The sequence below is a fragment of the Paraburkholderia kururiensis genome (genome assembly GCF_034424375.1).
Lineage (GTDB): Bacteria > Pseudomonadota > Gammaproteobacteria > Burkholderiales > Burkholderiaceae > Paraburkholderia > Paraburkholderia kururiensis_A.
The window spans coordinates 3,612,146-3,629,079 of the sequence record NZ_CP139965.1; the positions used below are offsets into that span (position 1 = coordinate 3,612,146).

12 protein-coding genes are annotated in these 16,934 nt (G+C 66.6%); 10 read left to right on the plus strand and 2 right to left on the minus strand.

All coding sequences use genetic code 11. The features are described from left to right. The first annotated feature begins 2 nt into the window (after nucleotides 1-2). The 6 genes from U0042_RS16080 (at nucleotide 3) to U0042_RS16105 (ending at nucleotide 9,224) form a co-directional block, all read left to right on the plus strand. Nucleotides 3-4,361: a YhdP family protein gene (locus U0042_RS16080; protein WP_114814571.1), complete on the plus strand. Its 4,359-nt coding sequence runs from the start codon at nucleotides 3-5 to the stop codon at nucleotides 4,359-4,361. Between the two features lie 133 nt (nucleotides 4,362-4,494). Beyond that, nucleotides 4,495-5,337, plus strand: a complete 843-nt coding sequence (locus U0042_RS16085; RefSeq protein ID WP_114814572.1) for a carbon-nitrogen hydrolase family protein — start codon at nucleotides 4,495-4,497, stop codon at nucleotides 5,335-5,337. Between the two features lie 52 nt (nucleotides 5,338-5,389). After that, nucleotides 5,390-6,856 carry a metalloprotease TldD gene (gene tldD / locus U0042_RS16090; protein WP_114814573.1) on the plus strand — a complete coding sequence of 489 codons (1,467 nt, stop codon included), beginning with the start codon at nucleotides 5,390-5,392 and terminating at the stop codon, nucleotides 6,854-6,856. A 386-nt stretch (nucleotides 6,857-7,242) separates the two neighbouring features. Further along, nucleotides 7,243-8,316 carry a 3-deoxy-7-phosphoheptulonate synthase AroG gene (aroG, locus tag U0042_RS16095; RefSeq protein ID WP_114814588.1) on the plus strand — a complete coding sequence of 358 codons (1,074 nt, stop codon included), beginning with the start codon at nucleotides 7,243-7,245 and terminating at the stop codon, nucleotides 8,314-8,316. A gap of 218 nt (nucleotides 8,317-8,534) precedes the next feature. Next, complete coding sequence (locus tag U0042_RS16100; RefSeq protein ID WP_114814574.1) at nucleotides 8,535-8,876, plus strand: type II toxin-antitoxin system RelE/ParE family toxin; 342 nt, start codon at nucleotides 8,535-8,537, stop codon at nucleotides 8,874-8,876. A 15-nt stretch (nucleotides 8,877-8,891) separates the two neighbouring features. Then, on the plus strand, nucleotides 8,892-9,224 hold the full coding sequence (locus tag U0042_RS16105; protein ID WP_114814589.1) for a helix-turn-helix domain-containing protein: 333 nt from the start codon (nucleotides 8,892-8,894) through the stop codon (nucleotides 9,222-9,224). 30 nt (nucleotides 9,225-9,254) lie between these two features. On the opposite strand, the gene hmpA is transcribed toward U0042_RS16105, so the two are convergent. Continuing rightward, nucleotides 9,255-10,616 carry an NO-inducible flavohemoprotein gene (hmpA, locus tag U0042_RS16110; protein WP_269814066.1) on the minus strand — a complete coding sequence of 454 codons (1,362 nt, stop codon included), beginning with the start codon at nucleotides 10,614-10,616 and terminating at the stop codon, nucleotides 9,255-9,257. Then, nucleotides 10,570-11,190, minus strand: a complete 621-nt coding sequence (locus U0042_RS16115) for a cob(I)yrinic acid a,c-diamide adenosyltransferase (protein ID WP_114814576.1) — start codon at nucleotides 11,188-11,190, stop codon at nucleotides 10,570-10,572. The genes hmpA and U0042_RS16115 overlap by 47 nt, the downstream gene beginning before the upstream one ends. A 187-nt stretch (nucleotides 11,191-11,377) precedes the next feature. On the opposite strand from U0042_RS16115, the gene U0042_RS16120 reads away from it, so the two are divergent. The 4 genes from U0042_RS16120 (at nucleotide 11,378) to glcF (ending at nucleotide 16,851) form a co-directional block, all read left to right on the plus strand. Beyond that, nucleotides 11,378-12,811, plus strand: coding sequence for an FAD-binding oxidoreductase (locus U0042_RS16120; protein WP_419150438.1), 1,434 nt, complete (start codon nucleotides 11,378-11,380; stop codon nucleotides 12,809-12,811). A 49-nt stretch (nucleotides 12,812-12,860) separates the two neighbouring features. Further along, the gene (locus U0042_RS16125) at nucleotides 12,861-14,354 is read left to right on the plus strand and encodes an FAD-linked oxidase C-terminal domain-containing protein (protein WP_114814577.1); all 1,494 of its coding nucleotides are present in this window, start codon (nucleotides 12,861-12,863) and stop codon (nucleotides 14,352-14,354) included. 161 nt (nucleotides 14,355-14,515) lie between these two features. Then, nucleotides 14,516-15,604: a glycolate oxidase subunit GlcE gene (gene glcE, locus U0042_RS16130; RefSeq protein ID WP_114814578.1), complete on the plus strand. Its 1,089-nt coding sequence runs from the start codon at nucleotides 14,516-14,518 to the stop codon at nucleotides 15,602-15,604. An 8-nt stretch (nucleotides 15,605-15,612) separates the two neighbouring features. Then, entirely contained in the window at nucleotides 15,613-16,851 is a 1,239-nt protein-coding gene (gene glcF / locus U0042_RS16135) for a glycolate oxidase subunit GlcF (protein ID WP_114814579.1), read from the plus strand. Nucleotides 16,852-16,934: the final 83 nt, after the last annotated feature.

A 16,934-nucleotide genomic window follows, 5' to 3' on the forward strand; every position in this document is an offset into this window, starting at 1 on the left:
GCATGTCCGAGCGAAACGAATCCGCCGGTCCGTACGAAGCCGGACAGGCCAGCCGGGCGAACGGACGCGTCCCCGTCGAGCATCACCATATCGCGCTGCGCCACACGCTGCGCGTCGTGCTCGCCATTGCGGTCGTGCTCTACTTCATCGCCGCGGCGCTCGTCCTCGGCCTGCGCTACGTCGTGCTGCCGCGCATCGACACGTTCCGCCCGCGCATCGAAACGCTCGTCTCCGACAAGATTCACGCCGAGCTGCGTATCGGCAAGCTTTCGCCGCACTGGCTGGGTTTCCAGCCCGGCATCGACGTCACCAACCTCACCATTCGCGACCACGACGGCAAAGTGGCGCTGAACGTGCCGCACGCCACCGCAACGGTGTCGTGGCTCTCGCTCGTGACGCTCGCGCCGCGCCTGTCGAGCCTGATCGTCGACCGGCCCGACGTGCTCGTGGCCCGCTCGCAAGGTGGCTCCCTCTCGGTGGCTGGCGTGCCGATTCCTGCCGCCCATACTGGCAACGACGCGTTCAGCACCTGGCTTCTGCGCCAGCAGGCCATCGTGCTGCGCGGGGGCACGCTGCGCTGGCGCGACGGGCGCCACGACGCGCCGGAAATCGCACTGCAGAACATCCGCCTCGCCATTCTCAACGAGGGCACCGACCACCGCCTCGCGCTCCAGGCCCCGCCCGAAGGCCGGCTGCTGCACGGCCCGCTCGACTTCCGCGCGCGCTTTCGCAGCCCGCGCACCGGTGCGCCCGGCAAGCCCGTGGGCTGGAGCGGCTCGGCCTACGTATCCACGGGACCGGTGGACCTGCCCACGCTCGCCCGCTACATCGACATTCCCGTCGAGACCTACGCCGGCCGTATCGACAACGTGATCTGGGCGAGTTTCAGCGAAGGCCGCATCACGACGGCGACGGGCGTGCTGGACGGCGTGGGCGTGGCGCTGCGCGTGCATCCCACGCAGCCGCGGCTCGACATGCCGGTGGCCCACTTCTCCTGGACCGTCGACGCGGCGCCCGGCGACTACACGATCAAGCTGAGCCGCCTGCGCGCCGAACTCGGCCAGCAGCCGCTCGACGACGGCACGCCCGTCGTTCGCACGCTCGCGTTTTCGACGCTTACCGGCCATTACCGCCGGCCGTCGGTCCAGCACGGGCAGATGATGAGCGTGCAAGGCGACCGCATGGATCTGGGCATGCTCTCCGAGTTCAGCCGCACGCTGCCGCTGCCGCGCCGCTTCCTCAATACGCTGGTGCGGTTCGACCCGCGCGGGCTCGTCGCCAACTACGAAATCGGCATCGAGCGTGCGCGGCCAGACGCGGGCGAAGCCGCGGCCGAGCAGCGCGGCGACGGCGTAGAGCCGATCGTGCGCTATCGCTTCAAGGCCGACCTGCAAGGCATCAGCGTCGCCGCCCAGGAACCGCCGCCCGGACTCACGGCGCGCAACCATCCGCGCGCGGGCCTGCCCGGCATCGAAAACCTGTGGGGGCACATCGACGCCGACGAAACCCACGGCAGCGCCACCTTCGACACGGCGAACGCGGCCATCACGCTGCCGGGCGTGTTCGACGACCCGCGCCTCACCTTCGACCGCCTGTACGGCCGCAGCGACTGGACCATCGCCAACGCGCGCGCGCCGGGCGAGAAGCGCAAGGGCTTCCAGATCAACGTGCCGGAGTTCGGCGTGGAGAACGCGGACGTCAAGGCCAGCGCCGTCGCGAACTACACGAACCCGGGCCACGGCCGCGGCGCGCTCGATCTGAAGGCGAGCTTCGATCACGCCCAGGTGAACCGCATCGTTCGCTATCTGCCCACGAGCATCAGCGAGAAACTGCGCATCTACCTGGGGCACGGCCTGCAGGCCGGCGTCTCGCGCAGCGCCACCATCGAAGTGCACGGCAACCTCGAAAAATTCCCGTACTCGCGCGACCCGACGGCGGGCATCTTCCGCATCGAGGCGCCTTTCACCGGCGGCCGCTTCGACCCGTCGCCCTACCCGCCGCGCAAGCTGAAGAACGGCACGCCGAGCGTGTGGCCGGGTTTCGATCGTATCGACGGCGTGTTCCGGCTCAAGGAAAACCTGCTGCGCTTCGACATCGCGCGCGGCTACTACAAGCGCGTGCTGCTCACGGGCGTGACGGGCAAGATCGACGACCTGGGCACGAAGGCGTCGAGCCTCATCATCAACGGCAACGGGCACGGTCCGCTCGCGGACATGATCGACTACGCGAACAACAGCGCGCTGGGCGGCCTTTCGAAGCACGCGGGCGAGAAGATCGAGGCGGAAGGTCCTGCGGCGCTCGCGCTTAAGCTCACGGTGCCGCGCACGCCGAAACCGCACATCGCTGTGGAGGGCGCGCTCGGCTTCCAGAACGACCGACTTTCGATGCACAACGTGCCGCCGCTCTCCGACCTCACGGGCAAAGTGCGCTTCACCGAGCACACGGCGCAACTGGACCGCCTCGCGGGCCGCTTCATGGGCGGCGACGTGCACGCCAACGGCGGTCTGCGCCAGGACGGCGCCTACGCGCTCGACCTCGACGGCAACATCGCCGTCGACGCCGCACGGGGTCTCAACCTGCGCGGCACGGCGGCCCAGGTGCTCACGCGCATGAGCGGCACGGCGCCCTACGCGCTTTCGGTGCGCGGCGCGAAAGGCAGGCTGCCCGAGGTATCCGCGAGTTCCGACCTGACCGACCTCGCGCTCGACTTCCCCGCGCCGTTCGGCAAGCCGGCCGGTCAACCGATGCCGCTGCGCCTGTCGTTGCGCCCAGAGGAAACGAAGGAAGACGACCCTCACGGCGACGAAGCCGGCAAGCAGGAGCTGACTGGCCTGCAACGCGCCGCGCTGACGTTCGGACCGGTGGCCGCAACGTATCTGGTGCGCGAGACGCGTGGCCAGGCGCCGCAAGTCGTGCGCGGCGCGATCGGCGTGAACCGTCCCGCAGAACTGCCGTCCGAGGGCGTGACCGCGGCGGTCGATCTGGACACGCTCGACGCCGACGCCTGGCGCAGCGTGATCACCGCGATGCGCGGGAAGGCTCAGCAACAACCGGCGGCGGCGCCGCAAGTGTCGGTGCCCGCTGGACAAACGGGTACGGCGCAGGCCGCTACGCAAGACACGGCGCAAGCCGCATCGGTAACAGGCCAGGCGCCGGGCCAAATCACGGCAAAGGCCGTAGCGCCTGCCCTGCCCGCCAGCACCGTCGCGCAGTTCCTGCCTTCGCGCTTCGCTGTCCATATCGGCACGCTCACGCTGCTCAAACGCCATTGGGAAAGCGTGGTGGTGGGCGCGTCCCACACCGACCGCACCTGGCAGGCGAATATCGCGTCGAACCAGGTGTCGGGGCATCTGACCTGGCTGCCGGGCACGGTGCCCGGCGCGCCCGGCACACTGGAAGCGCGGCTCGCGAAACTCGTGGTGCCGGCGCGCGCGGAAAACGATCTGCTGGGCGAAGCGATCTCGGTACCGGCGCAGAACATGCCTTCCATCGATCTCATCGTGAACGAGCTGATCGTGCGAGATCGCAACTTCGGCCGGCTCGAAGTGGATGCGCACAACCGCGAGGAAGACGGCGTGCCCGTGTGGCAACTCGACAAGCTCGACATCAGCAATCCCGCTGCCCAGCTCACGGCCACCGCGAACTGGCGCACGGCGCGCAGCTTCGGCGCCACCGCGGACGAAGACGCACCGCGACGCACGGTGCTCGACTTCAAGCTCGACATCAAGGACGCCGGCGCGCTGCTCGAACGCGCGGGCTTGCCGCGCACGCTCAAGAAGGGCAGCGGCACGCTTTCCGGGAAGGTGGCGTGGCGCGGCGGCCCCACGGCCATCGACTACCCCACGCTCAATGGCAATCTCGCGCTCGATCTGCATCACGGCCAGATCCTGAAGGTCGATCCGGGCGTGGCGAAGCTGCTCGGCGTGCTGAGCCTGCAAAGTCTCGCGCGGTTCGTCACGCTCAACTTCCGCGACGTGATCGGCGAAGGACTGCCCTACGAGAGCGTAACGGGCACGGGCGAGATCCAGAACGGCATTGGGCGCACCAGCAACTTCAAGATGGTCACGGCACCGGCGCGGGCCGAGATGCAGGGCACCGTCGACCTCGCCCACGAGACGCAGGACCTGCACGTCCACGTGGTGCCCACGTTGAGCGCCGGCGCCGGTGTGGTGGCGGCCGCGGTCATCAATCCGCTCTTCGGCCTGGGCGCGCTCTTAGCGGACTTCGCGCTCTCGCATTCGATCTCGTCGGCCTTCGCGCTGGACTACGCCATCACCGGTTCGTGGTCGAAACCCCACGTCGAGCGGGTGCGGGGCGAACAGGGTAAGATGGACGCTCAAATGCCGGTCGCGGCGCAGTGAGCCGCGAGCGCCGCGCCCACCGGGGCTTGCGCCCCGGCACACGGTCTCTGGACATCCGGCAAATTCAGCAGATTACGCGCACGGCGGCGCCCGTTTTTTCAGGGACGCTGCGGTGCCGGGGGTTGTCAGGTTGATGAGCGATCCACACACTGGTTTGTCGCCTTACCGCGTTGCGGCGCTGCAGATGGTCAGCACGCCCGAGCGCGACCGCAATCTTGCCGAGGCGGAACGACTGATCGCCGAAGCGGCGGCTCAGGGCGCGCAGCTCGTGCTGCTGCCCGAATACTTCTGCTTCATGGGATTCAAGGACACCGACAAGATCGGCGTACGCGAGCCGCACGGCGACGGTCCGATCCAGCGCTTTCTGTCGGACGCTGCCCGCCGTCACGGCGTATGGGTGATCGGCGGCACGCTGCCGCTCGTCGCGCCGGAACCCGAACGCGTGCTCAACACGACGCTCGTGTTCGATCCGCAAGGCGCCGAAGCGGCGCGCTACGACAAGATCCATCTGTTCAGCTTCGAAAAAGGCGAGGAGTCGTTCGACGAGGCGCGCACCATCCGCCCCGGCGACACCGTCCGCACGTTCGAGGCGCCGTTCGGGCGCGTCGGACTCTCGGTCTGCTACGATCTGCGCTTTCCGGAGCTGTACCGCCGCATGGGCGATTGCGCGCTGATGGTGGTGCCCTCCGCATTCACCTACACCACGGGCCGCGCCCACTGGGAAACGCTGCTGCGTGCCCGTGCCGTGGAGAACCAGTGTTATGTGCTCGCCGCGGCCCAGGGCGGCAAGCACGAAAACGGCCGGCGCACCTGGGGCCACAGCATGCTGATCGACCCGTGGGGCGAAATCGTTGCCGTACGCGACGAAGGCGCGGGCGCCGTGGTGGGCGACATCGATCCTGCGCGCATCCAGGAAGTCCGCACGAGCCTGCCGGCATGGCGGCATCGTGTGCTGGACGAAGCACCCACCCGTTGATATCCCGTACATTGGCCCGAACTGTCACTCAAGTCCTTTCATTACTGCTCGCATGAACATCATCGAACCCGGCATCCGCAATCTCGCGACCGCAAAGGACGTGCTCCTCACGCCATATGGACTCGACGAAAGCGTGCTCACGCGCACGCTCGGCGAGATTTTCACGCATCGCGTCGATTACGCGGATCTGTATTTCCAGGCCACCCGTAGCGAGGCGTGGAGCCTCGAGGAAGGCATCGTCAAATCGGGCAGCTTCAGCATCGACCAGGGTGTGGGCGTGCGCGCCGTGTCCGGCGACAAGACCGCCTTCGCCTATTCCGACGACCTCTCGCCCGAAGCCATTCGCCAGGCGGCCATTGCCACGCGCGCCATCGCGAAGTCGGGCGGCGGCAAGCAGAAGGTGAAGGTGGCGTCGTCGCTCACCGGCGTGGCCGGCCGCGATCTGTACCTGCCCGCCGACCCGCTTCACTCGCTCGACGCCACCGCGAAGGTGAAGCTGCTCGAGCGCATCGAGCAGATGGCGCGCGGCCGCGATCCGCGCATTACGCAGGTGATGGCCGCGCTCGCGGGCGAGTACGACATCGTGCTCGTGGCCCGCAGCGACGGCGCGCTGGCGGCCGACATCCGGCCGCTCGTGCGCGTGTCGGTCACGGTGATCGCTGAACAGAACGGTCGCCGCGAGATCGGCAACGGCGGCGGCGGCGGTCGCTTCGACTACGGCTATTTCACCGACGACGTGCTGTCGCGCTACGTCGACGACGCCGTGCACTCGGCGCTCGTGAACCTCGAAGCGCGTCCCGCGCCGGCCGGCGCGATGACGGTCGTGCTCGGGCCGGGCTGGCCGGGCGTGCTGTTGCACGAAGCCATCGGCCACGGGCTGGAAGGCGACTTCAACCGCAAGGGGTCGTCGGCGTTCGCGGGGCGCATCGGCGAACAGGTCGCGGCGCGAGGCGTGACGGTGGTGGACGACGGCACGCTGCCGAACCGCCGCGGCTCGCTCAACATCGACGACGAAGGCAACGCCACGCAGTGCACGACGCTGATCGAAGACGGCATCCTCAAGGGCTACATTCAGGACACGCTCAACGCGCGCCTCATGAACATGCCCGTGACGGGCAACGCGCGACGCGAATCGTACGCGTCGCTGCCCATGCCGCGCATGACCAACACGTACATGCTGAACGGCGACAAGGACCCGCAGGAGATCATCGCCTCGGTGAAGAACGGCCTCTATGCCGTCAACTTCGGCGGCGGCCAGGTCGACATCACGAACGGCAAGTTCGTGTTCTCGGCATCCGAGGCCTACATGATCGAGAACGGCAAGATCAGCTACCCCGTGAAGGGCGCGACGCTGATCGGCAGCGGCCCCGAATCGCTCAAGTACGTGAGCATGATCGGCAACGACATGCGGCTCGACACGGGCGTGGGCGTCTGCGGCAAGGAAGGCCAGAGCGTGCCGGTGGGCGTGGGCCAGCCGACGCTGCGCATCGACCGCATGACGGTGGGCGGCACGGTCTGATTCGGGCTTGGGTAGGAGCCGGCGCACGGTCCTTGCGCCATAGCAATGGATCGTGCGGGTTTCCCGCATTTTTGCGGGGCTCGGCTTGTCAGCACCGGTCCGCCGGGTTATAAAGCTCAACACTTTCGACGAACGTACTTCACGCACCACCACGTTTCCTCACGATCATGTCCGCCCGGTTCTACTTTTATTTCTTTTGGTATCTCAGGCCGCTGGCGGATCGAGAGGGGTGTTAGCGCACGAAAGTCACCCGAAATTCCCGAAAAACCGCCAGCCAGTCTGGCGGTTTTTTTTCGCCTCACGCATTGCCGCAACACCTTTCGAATTCGTCTGTCGCCGCATCGAAGACCGCACAGACACGCTACGAAGAGAATCAGGAGAAAACCATGCCCCCGTACAACACCGACGATGTGCGCATCCGCGAACTCAAGGAGCTCGTTCCGCCCGCTCACCTCATCCGCGAATTCCCGTGCACGGAGACGGTCGCCGACCTCATCTACAACGCGCGGCAGGCCATGCATCGCATCCTGCACGGCATGGACGACCGGCTCATCGTCATCATCGGGCCATGCTCGATTCACGATACGCGCGCGGCGCTCGAATACGCGGGCCGGCTCGTGAAGGAACGCAAGCGCTTCGCGGGGGAACTGGAAATCGTGATGCGCGTGTACTTCGAAAAGCCGCGCACGACGGTGGGCTGGAAGGGGCTCATCAACGACCCGTACCTCGATAACAGCTTCAAGATCAACGACGGCCTGCGCACCGCGCGCGAACTGCTTATGCAGATCAACGAACTCGGGCTGCCTGCAGGCACGGAGTATCTCGACATGATCAGCCCGCAGTACATCGCGGACCTGATCTCCTGGGGCGCAATCGGCGCACGCACGACGGAGTCGCAGGTGCATCGCGAACTGGCTTCGGGCCTTTCGTGCCCGGTCGGCTTCAAGAACGGCACGGACGGCAATGTGAAGATCGCCGTCGACGCGATCAAGGCCGCGTCGCAGCCGCACCATTTCCTCTCGGTGACGAAGGGCGGCCACTCGGCCATCGTCTCGACGGCGGGCAACGAGGACTGCCACGTCATCCTGCGTGGCGGCAAGGCGCCGAACTACGACGCGCAAAGCGTGGACGCCGCGTGCAGCGACATCGGCAAGGCCGGCCTCGCCGCACGCCTCATGATCGACGCAAGCCACGCCAACAGCTCGAAGAAGCACGAGAACCAGATTCCGGTGTGCGCCGACATCGGCCGCCAGATTGCCGGCGGCGACGAGCGCATTGTCGGCGTGATGGTGGAATCGCACCTCGTTGCGGGGCGCCAGGATCTTAAGGAAGGTTGCGCGCTCACCTACGGCCAGAGCATCACGGACGCGTGCATCGGTTGGGACGAAAGTGTCGGCGTGCTTGAAGGACTCGCCGAAGCGGTACGTCAGCGTCGCACGGCCCGCGGCAGCGGCAACTGAGCATGGCCAGAAGCGTTCGGACGTAATTGCCCAACCGGTCGAGTCGAGCGGCGGTGGGCAGCAGGAGCCCGGCACTACGGTGCCGGGCTTTTTTGTTTGGCCGTCCGGACGAATGGTTCAAGCGTGCCTGAATTCGTAAGGTGGTTGCCGTCGTGTCGCAAAGCAGAGCTTGTTTTGCGGCGAATTTCTGTATAAAATTTTATACACGTCGGGTAACCATGATTCACGAACGAGAGATCCGTTGGGTAGGTTCGTCCTTGGACGACCTGCTCGCTTTTCCCCAGGCAGTACGGAGGCAGGCAGGCTTCGACCTCGGCAAGGTACAGGCGGGACTCGATCCGACCGACTGGAAGCCGTTCGAGCGCATCGGCGCGGGTACGCGGGAAATCCGTATCCGCGAACGCTTCGGCACCTGGCGGGTGCTGTACGTGGCGAAGTTCGAGGAAGCGGTATACGTACTTCACTGCTTCCAGAAGAAGACACCGGTTACCCGGAAGCTCGATACGGAAATCGCCATGGCGCGTTACCGCGCCGTGGCTCATCGCAGGGAGGCTCAGTAAATGACCAGCAAGACCGTGAGCATCGACACCGAAATCCGGCACGTCACGAAGCCGGGTGCCAACCTCTTCCTCGAACTCGGCTTTGCGCCGGACGAAGCGAAGCGTCTCCACGCCGCGTCGCAAAAGCAGATCAACGACACGCGGCTGCTTAAAGAGCAGCTCATGACCGAACTCACGCAATGGATCGAGCAGCACCATCTGAAGCAGGCAGAGGCTGCTCAGGTGCTCATGGTGTCGCGGCCGCGCGTTTCAGACGTGGTGAACCGCAAGACTTCGAAGTTCACCATCGACATGCTGGTGGAACTGCTGAGCCGGATCGGCAAGCCGGTCCGGCTCTCAGTGGGTTGACGCCGTACCCGAACGCGGGAAACGAAGCGCTTACTCGAGCGCGCCCGAGCCGAACACTTCGGTATGGATGCGCGAAGCGTCCACGCCCAGCGCCACGAGCGCGTCGCGCTGCTCACGCATGAAGGGCAGCGGACCACAGATGTAGTAGTCGGCGTCCGGCAACACGGCCTGATCGGCAATGCGCTTGAAGTCGAGCCGGCCTTCGAAGTCGTAATCAGCGCCCTTGCGGTCAGCCGCATCCACGGCTTCGTAGAACACGGTGCGCGACACGTTGGCGTTCGACGCAGCCACGTCGTTGAGCCAATGCTTGAACGCGTGCACACGTCCGTTGCGGCATGCATGCACGAAGGCCACGCGGCGCTGGCTGCCATCGGCCACCAGCGTGGAGAGCATGGAAGTCATCGGCGTAATGCCCACGCCGCCGCTCACGAGCACAACGGGCGTCGATGCCGAACGGTCGAGGGTGAAGTCGCCCATCGGCGCACTCACGTGCACCACGGTGCCCTCTTCCACGCCGTCGTGCAGCAGGTTCGACACGTGGCCGGCCGGAACCTCCTCGCGTGCGGCCTCGCGCTTCACCGAAATGCGCAGCCAGCGCCCATGCGGGGCGTCCGAGAGGCTGTACTGACGCGGCTGGTCCACACCCAGCCGGTCAACGAAGCGCATCACGCTCACGTACTGGCCCGGCTCGAAACCGCAGGCGTTCGAGCCATCGGGCGGCGTCAGATAAAACGACGTGATCTCGTCGCTTTCCACTTCCTTGCGCGCCACCACGAACGGACGGAAACCGCTCCACGCCGCGCCTTCGTACAGCTTCGCTTCCGCGCCGATCAGGATGTCGGCCAGTTGGCCGTACGCCACCTTCCACGCCGTGAGCGTGTCCTGGTCTACCGCGTCGCCCAGCACGTCGACGATCGCGCCAAGCAAATGACGCCCCACCACGGGGTAGTGCTCGGGACGGATGTTGAGACTCGCGTGCTTGTGAGCAATGCGCGACACGGCCGAACCCAGCGCGCCAAGATTGTCGATGTTCGCCGCATAGGCGTAGACCGCGCGCGCCAGCGTTTCGGGCTGGCTGCCGCTTTGCTGGTGCGTCTGGTTGAAGACGTTCTTCAGCTCCGGGTGGTGCGCGAACATCCGTTTGTAGAAATGCCTGGCGATCGTGGTGCCGTGCTCGGCAAGAACGGGGGCCGTAGCCTTCACCCGGGCCATCTGTTCAGCGGTAAGCGCTGTCATAGCGTGCCTCTCCTCAAAAGATGCTGACACAATACATTTTTTAGCACGAACAAAAACGAGGACATTTTGTCGCGGCGCAAAAAGCCAGGAATGTGACGCCAATCCAACATCAGCGATGTTTTTTTGCACTGCGCTCGTGGCGCCACAGCACGTCATTGCCACCGTCGGCGCGATTGAGCACGCGCGCGAGCACGAACAGCAGGTCGGAGAGGCGGTTGAGATAGCGTCGAGGGACGTCGTTGCGTGTCGAATCGTGCCCTTTATCCGACTCGCCGGGCTCGCCCTTTTCCGCGCCGCCGGCACCCGCCTGGGCGCCCAGCACCACGATGGACCGCTCGGCGCGCCGGCACACCGTGCGGCACACGTGCGCCAGCGCGGCCCCCCGTGAACCGCCGGGCAAGATGAATTCCTTGAGCGGTTCGAGCGTCGCGTTATACGAGGCGAGCCAGCCATCGAGCTGCGCCAGGTGGGCGTCGGTCATCATCGTGTGGCCCGGCACGCACAGTTCGCCGCCCAGGTCGAAGAGATCGTGCTGAATGGCCGTCAGCGCGTCGCGTACGTCGTCGGGCAAGGTTTCGCAGAGCAGCACGCCAATCTGCGAGTTGAGTTCGTCGACGTCGCCAATCGCCGCAATCCGCGCGTCGTCCTTGCGCACGCGGCTGCCGTCGCCCAAACCCGTGGTGCCGTCGTCGCCCGTGCGCGTCGCGATCTTGCTGAGGCGGTTGCCCATGATGTCGTCCCTCTTCGTTGATCGATGTATTGGCAAATGCGGAGCGGGACATTATAGGTTCGACCCTCACCGTTCTCCGCGCGCGCCAGAAGCCCGAAGCGCGGGGAAGCCCGGGCGGCGGGCGCTTCGGCGATGGGCGTAAAATGAAGCGAAAGCAGAACCACTCAATCGTTATCAGGAGACACGCGTGAATCAAATCGCGCCGCCCACCTCCCTGCATCCTGCCCGTCGTCCCGGTCGTCCCTTGCCTGATGGTTTCGTTGCCGCGCTCCAGGGCGCCTTTGGCGAACGCGTGTCCATGGCCGAAGCCGTGCGCGCTCATCACGGTCGCGACGAATCGCCGTTCGATCCCCAACTGCCGGACGCCGTCGTGTTCGCGCACAGCACCGAAGAGGTTCAGACCGTCGTGCGGCTGTGCGGCCAGTACGACGTGCCCGTCATCCCGTACGGCAACGGCTCGTCGCTCGAAGGTCATCTGCTCGCGGTGCAAGGCGGCGTGTCGATCGATCTCTCCGAGATGAACCGCGTGCACTCCATCAACGCCGAAGACCTCACCGTGACCGTGGAGCCCGGCATCTCGCGCAAGCAGCTCAACGAGGCGCTGCGCGACACGGGCCTGTTCTTCCCCATCGATCCGGGCGCGGACGCGAGTATCGGCGGCATGTGTGCAACGCGTGCCTCGGGCACCAACGCCGTGCGCTACGGCACGATGCGCGAGAACGTGCTCGGCCTCACGGCGGTGCTGGCCGACGGCCGCGTCATCAAGACCGGCTCGCGCGCGCGCAAATCTTCGGCGGGCTACGACCTCACGCGTCTTTTCGTCGGCTCGGAAGGCACGCTCGGCGTCATCACGCAGATCACGCTGCGGCTCTACCCGCAGCCCGAAGCGGTGTCCGCGGCGGTGTGCACGTTCGCGTCGATGGGCGACGCGGTGCGGGCCGTCATCGAGACCATCCAGATGGGCGTGCCCGTGGCCCGCGTCGAATTCGTCGATTCGCTCGCCATCCGTTCCATCAATCGTCACTCGAACCTCACGCTGCGTGAGGCGCCCACACTGTTCTTCGAGTTCCACGGCACCGAAAGCGGTGTCAGGGAACAGACCGAGACGGTTCAGGAAATCGCCGCGCAAAACGGCGGCGAAGGCTTCGAATGGGCCACGCGTCCCGAAGACCGCGGCCGGCTCTGGAACGCGCGCCACAACGCCTACTTCGCGATGCTGCAACTGAAGCCCGGCTGCCGCGCCGTGACCACGGACGTCTGCGTGCCCATCTCACGCCTTGCCGAATGCGTGACCGAGACCGAGGCGGACCTCATCGCCTCGCCACTGCCCTGCCCGATCGTGGGCCACGTCGGCGACGGCAACTTTCACGTCGCCATCCTGATCGATCCCGACAAGCCCGAAGAACTCGAGGAAGCCGAGCGACTCAATCGCCGCATCGTCGAACGCGCGCTGCGCATGGACGGCACCTGTACCGGCGAGCACGGCGTGGGCCTGCACAAGATGGACTTCCTGCTCGATGAGCACGGTGCCGACACGGTGGACACGATGCGCGCCATCAAGCACGCACTCGACCCTCGCAACCTGATGAATCCGGGCAAGATTTTTTCCTGGTCGGCATGACAGCGCGGCGACACCTCGCCACCCCGACACCTTCGACGCGGGAGACCCCATGAACGCACCGGGCGAACTGACAGCCGACGCGCTCGCGCAACGCCAGCGCGAAGTCGTGCAGGCGCTGATGGCCGTGCTGCCCACCCACTGCCTGCTCTACCGCGAGGAAGACACGATCGCGTACGAATGCGACGGCCTCTCGGCGTACCGGCGCCTGCCGCTCGCAGTCGTGCTGCCCGAGACCGAATCGCAGGTGCAGCGCATCGTGCAGATCTGCCGGCGCCTCGACGTGCCCATCGTGCCGCGCGGCGCCGGCACGGGCCTGTCTGGCGGCGCCATGCCCATCCGTCACGGCGTCGTGCTCTCGCTCGCGCGCTTTCGCAAAATCGTCGAAGTGGACCCGTACGCGCGCACGGCCACCGTGCAGCCCGGTGTGCGCAACCTGGCCGTGTCCGAAGCCGCCGCGCCGTTCGGCCTCTATTACGCGCCGGACCCGTCGTCGCAGATCGCCTGCACGATCGGCGGCAACGTGTCCGAGAATTCGGGCGGCGTGCACTGCCTCAAGTACGGCCTCACGGTCCACAACGTGCTGCGCGTGCGCGCGGTCACGATGGACGGCGACATCGTCGAATTCGGCTCGCTCGCGCCGGACGCGCCGGGGCTCGACCTGCTCGCCGTGCTGATCGGCAGCGAAGGCATGTTCGCCATCGTCACCGAGGTCACCGTGAAGCTCATTCCGAAGCCGCAAACGGCGCAGGTCATCATGGCGAGCTTCGACGACGTCGTGAAGGGCGGCGACGCGGTGGCCGGGATCATCGCGGCCGGCATCATCCCGGCCGGGCTGGAAATGATGGACAACCCCGCCACGCGCGCCGTGGAGGAATTCGTGGGTGCCGGCTACGACCTCGATGCCGAGGCCATCCTGCTGTGCGAATCGGACGGCACGCCGGAAGAAGTGGCCGAGGAAGTCGTGCGCATGACGGCCGTGCTGGGCGAGCATGGCGCCACGCGCATCCAGATTTCGCGCACCGAAGCCGAGCGGCTGCGCTTCTGGTCCGGCCGCAAGAACGCGTTTCCGGCCGCGGGCCGCATTTCGCCCGACTACTACTGCATGGACGGCACCGTGCCACGGCGCAGCATCGGGCCGCTGCTCATGCGCATCAAGGCGCTGGAAGAGCAGTACCGGCTGCGCTGCATCAACGTGTTCCACGCGGGCGACGGCAACATGCATCCGCTGATTCTTTTCAACGGCAACGACCTCGACGAGTGGCACCGCGCCGAGGCCTTCGGGTCGGACATCCTCGAAACCTGTGTCGAGCTGGGCGGCACGGTGACGGGCGAGCACGGCGTGGGCATCGAGAAGATCAATTCGATGTGCGTGCAGTTCTCGCCCGAAGAGCGCGACACGTTCCACGCGATCAAGCGCGCCTTCGACCCGCCGGGGCTGCTCAATCCCGACAAGGGCATTCCGACGCGAGCGCGCTGCGCCGAGTACGGCAAGATGCACGTGCGCGGCGGGCTGCTGCCGCATCCGGATCTGCCGCGGTTCTGAGCCGCGGTTCTGAGCCGAGGCTTCGAGCCGCGGGGTTTCGGCAACGGCGTGCGGGGCGACGAATCGAGGCAGCAAAATGGCGGCACCGGGCTTAGGGTCCTTCCGGATGCGGCAGCAAAACCAGTCAGTACAATCGAACGACCTACAACGAACAAAACGCCATGGAAGAGGACGACATCGTCGCGGACTGGTCCGAGCGCATCCGCTCGGCGAGCGCGGAAGGGCGCGCGCTACGCATCCGCGGCGGCGGCACCAAGGACTGGTACGGCCAGGCGCTGGAAGGCGAGATCCTCGATACACGCGCGCATCGCGGCATCGTTTCCTACGATCCGCCCGAACTCGTCATCACGGCGCGTGCCGGCACGCCGCTCGTGGAGATCGAAGCCGCACTCGCCGAACGCGACCAGATGCTGGCGTTCGAGCCGCCTCACTTCGGCGCGCAGGCCACGCTCGGCGGCTGTATCGCCGCCGGTCTTGCCGGGCCGCGCCGTCCGTACACGGGCGCGCCGCGCGACTTCGTGCTGGGCGCCGTCATCATGAACGGGCAGGGGCAAGTGCTGCATTTCGGCGGCCAGGTGGTGAAGAACGTCGCGGGGTATGACGTCTCGCGCCTCCTTGCGGGCTCGCTCGGCACCTTGGGCCTGATCCTCGAACTGTCCGTCAAGGTATTGCCGCTGCCCAAGGCCGAGGCCACGCTTCGCTTCGACATGAACGGCACTGACGCCGTACGCAAGCTCAACGAATGGGGCGGCCGTCCGTTGCCCATCACGGGCAGCGCGTGGCGCAACGACACGCTGGTAGTGCGCCTCGCGGGCGCCGAGACCGCCGTCAAGTCCGCGCGCGCCTCGCTCGGCGGCGAGGTCGTGGATGCCGTGGAAGCCGAACGTTTCTGGGCAGGCCTGCGCGAGCAGACCGACCCGTTCTTCATGGGTATCGCGCCGAAGTCGGCGCTGTGGCGCCTCGCGCTGCCCTCCATCGCCGAGCCGCTGCAACTGCCGGGCGCCCAGCTGATGGAATGGGGCGGCGCGCAGCGCTGGTGGATCACCGATACCGACGCCCAGACCGTGCGCATGAGCGCAAAACAGGCGGGCGGCCACGCCACCCTCTTTCGAACCGGTCATGGCTACGACCGCAGCGCGGGCGTGTTCACACCGCTGCCCGCGCCCGTGATGAAAATCCACCGCGGACTGAAGGCGGCCTTCGACCCGGCGCGCATCTTCAACCGCAACCGGCTCTACCCCGATTTCTGAGCAACGCGATGCAAACCAACCTCGCGGACTTCATTCGCAACACCGCCGACGGCGACGAAGCCGACGCCATTCTGCGCAAGTGCGTGCATTGCGGCTTCTGTACCGCGACGTGCCCCACCTACCAGTTGCTCGGCGACGAACTGGACGGTCCGCGCGGCCGCATCTATCTCATCAAGCAGATGGTGGAAGGGTCGGAGGTCTCGCGCAGCACGCAGACGCACCTCGACCGGTGCCTCACCTGCCGCAATTGCGAAACGACCTGCCCGTCCGGCGTGCAGTACGGCCGCCTCGCGGAGATCGGCCGCAAGCTCGCCGAAGAGAAGGTGCCGCGGCCCGCGGGCCAGCGCGCGCTGCGGCGCTTTCTCGCGAGCTTCCTGCCCAACAGCGCGGTCTTCACGCCCGCCATGCGGCTCGGCCAGCACGTGCGCGCGCTTCTGCCGAAGAAGCTGCGCGACAAGGTGCCCGCGCGCCAGCGCGCGCTGGCGTGGCCCACGGCGAAGCACCCGCGCAAGATGCTGATGCTGGCCGGCTGCGTGCAGCCTTCGATGATGCCGAACGTCAACACTGCCACGGCGCGTGTACTCGACGTGCTCGGCATCGAAACCGTGGTCGCGCCGGACGCGGGCTGTTGCGGCGCAATCCGCCTGCATCTCGGCTACAACGACGAAGCGCTCGACGACGCCCGCCACAACATCGATGCGTGGTGGCCCTACGTCGAGCAGGGCGTGGAGGCCATCGTGATGAACGCGTCGGGTTGCGGCGCAACGGTGAAGGAGTATGCGCACCTGCTGCGCAACGACCCCGCGTACGCGGAGAAGGCACGCCGCGTTGCCGAACTCACCCGCGACATCTCCGAAATCCTGCCGCAGTTCGAGGAGCCGCTTGCCGCCGCGGCGCGTCGCCGCACCATCCATACGGTGGCGTATCACCCGCCGTGCACGCTCCAGCATGGCCAGCAGTTGAGGGGCGACGTCGAACGACTGCTCACCGCGCTCGGCATCGACGTGCGGCTTCCCGCCGACAGCCACACCTGCTGCGGCTCGGCGGGCACGTACTCGCTGTTGCAGCCGAAGCTCTCGTACGCGTTGCGCAACCAGAAGCTGGAACGCCTGCACGCCACAGATCCGCAGATGATCGTGTCGGCCAACATCGGCTGCATCGCGCATCTGCAAAGCGGAACGTCCCTGCCGGTCGCGCACTGGATCGAGCTGGTGGAGCATATGCTCGCCAATCCGGGCTCCGTATAATGGGCGCCTGCTCGCGGCGCCGCGCCTGCCGACCGGTTTATCGGCTGGCCCGCGACGTGTCCGCCCCGCCGCCGTACCGATCC

Bases quoted from the DNA above. Each gene is read 5' to 3' on its own strand.
- U0042_RS16080 (WP_114814571.1), top strand. From the start codon at position 3: ATGTCCGAGCGAAACGAATCCGCCGGTCCGTACGAAGCCGGACAGGCC.
- U0042_RS16085 (WP_114814572.1), top strand. From the start codon at position 4,495: ATGAGCGATCCACACACTGGTTTGTCGCCTTACCGCGTTGCGGCGCTG.
- tldD (WP_114814573.1), top strand. From the start codon at position 5,390: ATGAACATCATCGAACCCGGCATCCGCAATCTCGCGACCGCAAAGGAC.
- aroG (WP_114814588.1), top strand. From the start codon at position 7,243: ATGCCCCCGTACAACACCGACGATGTGCGCATCCGCGAACTCAAGGAG.
- U0042_RS16100 (WP_114814574.1), top strand. From the start codon at position 8,535: ATGATTCACGAACGAGAGATCCGTTGGGTAGGTTCGTCCTTGGACGAC.
- hmpA (WP_269814066.1), bottom strand. From the start codon at position 10,616: ATGACGTGCTGTGGCGCCACGAGCGCAGTGCAAAAAAACATCGCTGAT.
- U0042_RS16115 (WP_114814576.1), bottom strand. From the start codon at position 11,190: ATGGGCAACCGCCTCAGCAAGATCGCGACGCGCACGGGCGACGACGGC.
- U0042_RS16125 (WP_114814577.1), top strand. From the start codon at position 12,861: ATGAACGCACCGGGCGAACTGACAGCCGACGCGCTCGCGCAACGCCAG.
- glcE (WP_114814578.1), top strand. From the start codon at position 14,516: ATGGAAGAGGACGACATCGTCGCGGACTGGTCCGAGCGCATCCGCTCG.
- glcF (WP_114814579.1), top strand. From the start codon at position 15,613: ATGCAAACCAACCTCGCGGACTTCATTCGCAACACCGCCGACGGCGAC.